Here is a 5,386-nt window from a genome sequence, read left to right on the forward strand (position 1 = left end):
CGAATCAGCTTTGATTTTGATTGCGTTCAATTCAGACTTCTGAAGAACAGCATAACTTGTGCTTACCAATAATCCTTGAGCGGTTCATTTCTGAACTGTCAAAGTTATAGGGTCAAGCCTCACGGGCAATTAGTACTGGTTAGCTTAACGCATTACTGCGCTTCCACACCCAGCCTATCAACGTCCTGGTCTCGAACGACCCTTCAGGGGGCTCTAGGCCCCGGCAAGACTCATCTTGAGACGAGTTTCCCGCTTAGATGCTTTCAGCGGTTATCTCTTCCGCACTTAGCTACTCGGCGATGCCACTGGCGTGACAACCGATACACCAGAGGTGCGTCCACTCCGGTCCTCTCGTACTAGGAGCAGGCTCTCTCAATCTTGCAGCGCCCACGGAAGATAGGGACCAAACTGTCTCACGACGTTTTAAACCCAGCTCACGTACCTCTTTAAATGGCGAACAGCCATACCCTTGGGACCGGCTACAGCCCCAGGATGAGATGAGCCGACATCGAGGTGCCAAACACCGCCGTCGATATGAACTCTTGGGCGGTATCAGCCTGTTATCCCCAGAGTACCTTTTATCCGTTGAGCGATGGCCCTTCCATACAGAACCACCGGATCACTTTGTCCTACTTTCGTACCTGCTCGACTTGTCAGTCTCGCAGTCAAGCACGCTTATGCCAATGCACTATCAACACGATTTCCGACCGTATTTAGCGTACCTTCGAACTCCTCCGTTACACTTTGGGAGGAGACCGCCCCAGTCAAACTGCCCACCATACACTGTCCCCAATCCCGATAAGGGACCAAGGTTAGAACCTCAAACACACCAGGGTGGTATTTCAACGTTGGCTCCATAGAAACTAGCGTCCCTACTTCAAAGCCTCCCACCTATCCTACACAGATCTGTTCAAAGTCCAATGTAAAGCTACAGTAAAGGTTCATGGGGTCTTTCCGTCTTTCCGCGGGGAGATTGCATCATCACAAACATTTCAACTTCGCTGAGTCTCTGGAGGAGACAGTGTGGCCATCGTTACGCCATTCGTGCAGGTCGGAACTTACCCGACAAGGAATTTCGCTACCTTAGGACCGTTATAGTTACGGCCGCCGTTTACTGGGACTTCAGTCAAGAGCTTGCACCCCATCATTTAATCTTCCAGCACCGGGCAGGCGTCACACCCTATACGTCGACTTTCGTCTTTGCAGAGTGCTGTGTTTTTAATAAACAGTCGCAGCCACCGATTCTCTGCGGCCTCATTGGGCTCCCCAAGTAAATGGTTCACCTACTAAAGGCACACCTTCTTCCGAAGTTACGGTGTCAATTTGCCGAGTTCCTTCTCCAGAGTTCTCTCAAGCGCCTTAGAATACTCATCTCGCGCACCAGTGTCGGTTTGCGGTACGGTCGTCTGTAGCTGAAGCTTAGTGGCTTTTCCTGGAAGCAGGGTATCACTCACTTCGGCTGCAAGCAGCCTCGTTATCACACCTCAGCTAAGCCCTCCGGATTTGCCTAGAGGGCACGCCTACATGCTTGAACCAACTATTCCAACAGTTGGCTGAGCTAACCTTCTCCGTCCCCACATCGCACTACAGATCGGTACAGGAATATTTACCTGTTTCCCATCAGCTACGCATCTCTGCCTCGCCTTAGGGGCCGACTCACCCTACGCCGATGAACGTTGCGTAGGAAACCTTGCGCTTACGGCGAGGGGGCTTTTCACCCCCTTTAACGCTACTCATGTCAGCATTCGCACTTCTGATACCTCCAGCAGGCTTCACAACCCACCTTCACAGGCTTACAGAACGCTCTCCTACCACGTGCAATAAATTGCACATCCGCAGCTTCGGTAACTGGCTTAGCCCCGTTACATCTTCCGCGCAGGACGACTCGATCAGTGAGCTATTACGCTTTCTTTAAATGATGGCTGCTTCTAAGCCAACATCCTGACTGTTTTAGCCTTCCCACTTCGTTTCCCACTTAGCCAATTTTAGGGACCTTAGCTGGCGGTCTGGGTTGTTTCCCTCTTGAGTCCGGACGTTAGCACCCGGTGCTCTGTCTCCCAAGCTGTACTCATCGGTATTCGGAGTTTGCATAGGTTTGGTAAGTCGCCATGACCCCCTAGCCTAAACAGTGCTCTACCCCCGATGGTAATACTTGAGGCACTACCTAAATAGTTTTCGGAGAGAACCAGCTATTTCCAAGTTTGTTTAGCCTTTCACCCCTATCCACAGCTCATCCGCTAGTTTTGCAACACTAGTCGGTTCGGACCTCCAGCACCTGTTACGGTACCTTCATCCTGGCCATGGATAGATCACTTGGTTTCGGGTCTACACCCAGCGACTAATTCGCCCTATTCGGACTCGATTTCTCTACGGCTTCCCTATTCGGTTAACCTCGCCACTGAATGTAAGTCGCTGACCCATTATACAAAAGGTACGCAGTCACCCTTGCGGGCTCCTACTTTTTGTATGCATGCGGTTTCAGGATCTATTTCACTCCCCTCCCGGGGTTCTTTTCGCCTTTCCCTCACGGTACTTGTTCACTATCGGTCGATTACGAGTATTTAGCCTTGGAGGATGGTCCCCCCATATTCAGACAGGATTTCACGTGTCCCGCCCTACTCTATTCGCGCCTAGTTCCACAATCTGCATTTTTCATACGGGGCTATCACCCGCTGTGGCCGGACTTTCCATTCCGTTCTGATATACAAACTGCTAAAACGCGAGGGCTACTCCGATTTCGCTCGCCACTACTTTCGGAATCTCGGTTGATGTCTTTTCCTCGAGCTACTGAGATGTTTCAGTTCACCCGGTTCGCCTCGCAACCCTATGTATTCAGGTTGCGATACCTCTTGCGAGGTGGGTTTCCCCATTCGGAAATCTCCGGATCAAAGCTAATTTGCCAGCTCCCCGAAGCTTATCGCAGGCTATCACGTCCTTCTTCGCCTGTAATCGCCAAGGCATCCACCACATGCACTTAGTCACTTGACCCTATAACTTTGACAGCGCTGACTGCACTGTCGTCAAGGACTCCATACGAGTCTTGTTTCACCCGTATGGTTTATTGAGTATTCACGCGTTACGCCGTTCTTCAACCCTAAGCAATTTCTTGCTCAGTTGAAGTCTATGTTGACGCAATCAAAATGTCATTGACGGCACGGTGCTTCGAACCCTTTACGATTCGTCGCTTTCCGTCAATGACGCTGATTCGACTCTACAAATTGTTAAAGAACAACAGCCAATAAAGGCTGGCAAACCACAGCATCCCTTAGACGCTATGGTTTGCCAACGCTTGAGTGAATTGGTGGAGGATGACGGGATCGAACCGACGACCCCCTGCTTGCAAAGCAGGTGCTCTCCCAGCTGAGCTAATCCCCCGGGATCTCTTTCAAGTTCTCACTTGAATCCGTGGTGGGTCTGGCTGGATTCGAACCAGCGACCCCCGCCTTATCAAGACGGTGCTCTAACCGACTGAGCTACAGACCCACGCGTTTTCATCGTGCCCTGCAGCTCCCGCTTACCTGTTGAGGCCAGCTCGGCAGGCTCACGCTTTCTTCACTCACTGTTGTGTTACAGCCGATAAGTGTGGGCGCTTGAATTAGAGTCATGTGGATCTCGCTGGTCACTTGCTGCATGCAGCAAATAACTGCTCGACCATTTTCTAGAAAGGAGGTGATCCAGCCGCACCTTCCGATACGGCTACCTTGTTACGACTTCACCCCAGTCACGAACCCTGCCGTGGTAATCGCCCTCCTTGCGGTTAGGCTAACTACTTCTGGCAGAACCCGCTCCCATGGTGTGACGGGCGGTGTGTACAAGACCCGGGAACGTATTCACCGCGGCAAGCTGATCCGCGATTACTAGCGATTCCGACTTCACGCAGTCGAGTTGCAGACTACGATCCGGACTACGACCGGTTTTCTGGGATTAGCTCCCCCTCGCGGGTTGGCAGCCCTCTGTACCGGCCATTGTATGACGTGTGTAGCCCTACCCATAAGGGCCATGATGACCTGACGTCATCCCCACCTTCCTCCGGTTTGTCACCGGCAGTCTCATTAGAGTGCCCTTTCGTAGCAACTAATGACAAGGGTTGCGCTCGTTGCGGGACTTAACCCAACATCTCACGACACGAGCTGACGACGGCCATGCAGCACCTGTGTTCAGGTTCTCTTTCGAGCACTCCCAAATCTCTTCAGGATTCCTGACATGTCAAGGGTAGGTAAGGTTTTTCGCGTTGCATCGAATTAAACCACATCATCCACCGCTTGTGCGGGTCCCCGTCAATTCCTTTGAGTTTCAACCTTGCGGCCGTACTCCCCAGGCGGTCAACTTCACGCGTTAGCTACGTTACTGAGAAGAAACCCTCCCAACAACCAGTTGACATCGTTTAGGGCGTGGACTACCAGGGTATCTAATCCTGTTTGCTCCCCACGCTTTCGTGCATGAGCGTCAGTACAGGTCCAGGGGATTGCCTTCGCCATCGGTGTTCCTCCGCATATCTACGCATTTCACTGCTACACGCGGAATTCCATCCCCCTCTACCGTACTCTAGCCATGCAGTCACAAAGGCAGTTCCCAGGTTGAGCCCGGGGATTTCACCTCTGTCTTGCATAACCGCCTGCGCACGCTTTACGCCCAGTAATTCCGATTAACGCTTGCACCCTACGTATTACCGCGGCTGCTGGCACGTAGTTAGCCGGTGCTTATTCTTCAGGTACCGTCATTAGGCATCTTTATTAGAAACGCCCGTTTCTTCCCTGACAAAAGCGGTTTACAACCCGAAGGCCTTCTTCCCGCACGCGGCATGGCTGGATCAGACTTGCGTCCATTGTCCAAAATTCCCCACTGCTGCCTCCCGTAGGAGTCTGGGCCGTGTCTCAGTCCCAGTGTGGCTGGTCGTCCTCTCAGACCAGCTACAGATCGTTGGCTTGGTGAGCCTTTACCCCACCAACTACCTAATCTGATATCGGCCGCTCCAATTGCGCGAGGTCTTGCGATCCCCCGCTTTCACCCTCAGGTCGTATGCGGTATTAGCCACTCTTTCGAGTAGTTATCCCCCACAACTGGGCACGTTCCGATACATTACTCACCCGTTCGCCACTCGTCAGCTTAACCTGTTACCGTTCGACTTGCATGTGTAAGGCATGCCGCCAGCGTTCAATCTGAGCCAGGATCAAACTCTACAGTTCGATCTTGATTTACTCAACGGAATCGACTTAAACCATTTGCATAGTTCAAATCTAATTTCCGTGAGCGTTTAAAGTCTAAGAGACTCGATTCAAATCACTTTGAATCAAAACTCGCCTTCAAACGCCCACGCTTATCGGCTGTGAATTCTTAAAGAACATCAAGCTGTCTTTCGACTTGCTTGGCACTGATCAGCGATCAG

Annotated in this window: 2 tRNA genes and 2 rRNA genes; all 4 read right to left on the minus strand. The window is 51.7% G+C overall.

From position 1 onward, the window contains the following. Positions 1-108: 108 nt before the first annotated feature. The 4 genes from WG898_RS24895 to WG898_RS24910 all read right to left on the minus strand — a co-directional run bounded on the left by WG898_RS24895 (position 109) and on the right by WG898_RS24910 (position 5,186). Positions 109-2,988: ribosomal RNA gene (locus tag WG898_RS24895) — 23S ribosomal RNA — on the minus strand. Positions 2,989-3,299: 311 nt separating this feature from the next. Continuing rightward, positions 3,300-3,375, minus strand: a tRNA-Ala gene (locus WG898_RS24900). A gap of 31 nt (positions 3,376-3,406) precedes the next feature. After that, positions 3,407-3,483 (minus strand) — tRNA-Ile (locus WG898_RS24905). Positions 3,484-3,662: 179 nt separating this feature from the next. Next, positions 3,663-5,186: ribosomal RNA gene (locus WG898_RS24910) — 16S ribosomal RNA — on the minus strand. The 16S and 23S rRNA genes sit together here with 2 tRNA genes alongside, the layout of an rRNA operon. Positions 5,187-5,386 lie beyond the last annotated feature (200 nt).

Source organism: Paucibacter soli, assembly GCF_037482845.1.
GTDB lineage: Bacteria > Pseudomonadota > Gammaproteobacteria > Burkholderiales > Burkholderiaceae_C > Paucibacter_B > Paucibacter_B soli.